The organism is Rhizobacter sp. P2_H3 (assembly GCF_056403355.1).
On record NZ_JBFUFQ010000404.1, the window covers coordinates 1 to 2700 of the forward strand.

A 2700-nucleotide genomic window follows, 5' to 3' on the forward strand; every position below is an offset into this window, starting at 1 on the left:
AGCGTACGCAGCCGACGCGCTCAGCCAATCGTCCAGCGGCGCGTGTGGCTGTAGGAGGGCGCCTGGGGTTTGTTGACCCTACAGCGTGTTCAGGAACGCCAGCACCGCCGCCCGGTCGTCCCTCGACAAGACCTCGAAACGCTGGCGGCTGTTGTCCGCCTCGCCGCCGTGCCAGCCGATCGCCTCCATCAGCGTGCGCGCCCGGCCGTCGTGCAGGTAGCGCACGTTCTGCGCGCTGCCTTGCACCCAGGGCAGCGAGCCGATGCCCCACAGCGGCGCGGTGCGCCACATCGACGGCTGCGCCTTGCCCTCGGCCACCGTGTCCGCCAGGCCCGTTCCCATGTCGTGCAGCAGCAGGTTGGTGTACGGGTGGATGGTCTGGTCGCGCAGCTCGGCGAACGGGTGGGTCGTGCCGGTCTTCAGCGTCGCCACGTGGCAGGCGGTRCAGTTGACCTGTGCGAACAGCTGCGCGCCGCGTGTCACCTGCGCCGGGTTCACCTCGTGCTCCGGCGAGACCCGCACGCCGGCCGGGAACGCGCTGCGCAGGCTGCGCTGCGCCGGCACCGCGAGCAGCTCCAGGTACTGCACGACGCGCTGCAGCTCCTGCTCGTTGACACCGGTGCCCTGCGGGTTGCTGCGGCAATCGGCCGCGGCCCGCTGGCAGCTGCGCGACGGGTACACCGGCGACACCACGCCCATGTCGTTGACCAGCGCCTCGGCGGCCTGGTGGCGCACGCTCGCCTTCGCGGCCTTCCAGCCGAAGCGGCCGAGGCGCGTCTGGCCCGTCTCCGGATCGGTCACCAGGTTGGCGACGCCGCGGATGCCGTCGCCGTTCGCATCGGCCGGGTCGGCCAGCGCGAGCACCGTGCTCTCGGGCAAAGCCTCGAGCAAACCGACGCCGATCACCTGCGGTGCCTGGCGCGCCGAGTACTGCGCCGGCACCGGGCCCTTGAACGCGTAGACCGGCTTCTGCAGCTCGACCTTCTCGCCGTCGGCCAGCGTGCGCACCGTCGTCGTGTAGGCCTGCACGCTGACGCCGTAGTCGGCCGCGCCGGCGGCGGCGGCCTTCTGCAGCACATTGAGGCCGTAGGTCGCATCGGGCACGCGCCTGCCATCGGCACCGGCCGTGCCGGTCAGCACCGTACCGGCGAACGCCGTGCCGGCCGCCGGTGCCGCCGTGCGGCCATTCAGCGCATGGCATGCGATGCAGCTCACCTGGTTGTAGCGCGGGCCGAGCTGCCCGGCATGCGCGCTGAACACCGGGTTGCTCTCCGGATGCTCCGAATGCCGGCCGTCGATGAACGAGGTGTGGAACAGCCGCCGCCCCTCGACAAAGCGCTTCGTGTTCTGGATGCCGATGTTGTTGGCCATCTGCTGGAACACGCGCATCGGCTCTTCGGAGTAGTTGTACGACAGGCTGGTCTGCCCGCCGGACAGCGTCTCGGGCGGCAGGGCCGCGGAGTCCAGGTTCGGCGCGATGCCGTACCAGGGCCGCAGCCCGACGCCGGCCACGTACAGCTGCTCGAACGAGTAGTAGCGTGCGCCGCCGCCATCGATCACCGCGCTGCCGTCGGCGTTGTACTTGAGCCGCGGCGCGGGCGCGAGCTCGACCGGATCGCCCACCTTCAGCCGGCTGTGCGGATCGGTGCGCCAGTTGGTGTCGACTGAGAACTGGCAGTCGGCATCCGGCTGCCCGGCGATGCAGATCGGCAGCGGGTAATTGTCGGCATTCAGGAATTTCGGGTTGCCGAAGCCGTAGTTGAGCGCCCAGCCGTAGTCGCGCACGTTCGGATCGCCGGCGTTGCGGAACAGGCTGAAGGTGGTGCCGTCGAAGGTGCCGTCGTTGACGCGCAGCGTGAAGGTGATCTTCGAGCGGCCGGCGGGCACCTCGTCGCGGATCACCAGGCCGAAGGTTCGGTTCTGGAAGTAGAACGACGGGAAGGTCAGGTAGCGGCCCGGGCCCTGGTCGGGCGCGTCCCAGGCCTCGCCACGTTCGCGCGCATGGCGTTCGGTCGGGCGCATGCCCATGTAGGTGACCAGCGTGCCGTCGGCCTCGACGGTCTGGATCGGTTCGGTGATCGGCGTGCCCTGCGGGAACAGCGGCACCACGGCGACCGGGTCGGGCGGGTTGGTGTTGCCGCCGACCAGCCTGAACTGCTGTGCGCCGGCGCCGTTGCAGCCGTACTGGCGCAGGCTCGCGGCATCGGCCGCCTGCACGCACTTGCCGCTGTTGACGTTGACGAGCGTGACCACGCCGGCCGCCGGTTCGCCGAGCGTGAAGCGCTGCGCGTTGGTGCCGTTGTCGGTCCACTGCTGCAGCGGCGCGCCGTCGCTGGCGGAGGCGTTCTGCACGTCGATGGCGAGGCCGCTCGCCGCGACCGTCAGCTTGTAGACGCCGGCGGAGGCGAGTGTCACGTCGAACTGCTGCGTGGTGGTGCTGCTGCAGGTCTGCAGCTGCAGCGCCGTGCCACTCGCGTTGCTGCCGCCGTTGACGCCGATGCACTGGCCGGTGGCGACGCTTTGCAACGCGTAGCGGCCGGCGGTGACGGCCATCGCCTGTTCCTTGGCCGTGTCGGATGAAGGGGCTGCGGTGTCGTTGCCGCCGCAGCCGGCGAGCAGCAGGGCCGACAGCCCGATGCTCGAAGCCAAGGCGCGGCCCGACCCGCGTGATGGGACCTGTTTCATGTCTGTCTCCTCGTT

Annotated in this window: 1 protein-coding gene; it reads right to left on the reverse strand. The window is 70.4% G+C overall.

Translation table 11 applies throughout. From position 1 onward, the window contains the following. Positions 1 to 78: 78 nt before the first annotated feature. Complete coding sequence (locus tag AC1D1T_RS31570; protein ID WP_477993310.1) at positions 79 to 2685, reverse strand: di-heme oxidoredictase family protein; 2607 nt, start codon at positions 2683 to 2685, stop codon at positions 79 to 81. Between the last annotated feature and the right edge of the window lie 15 nt (positions 2686 to 2700).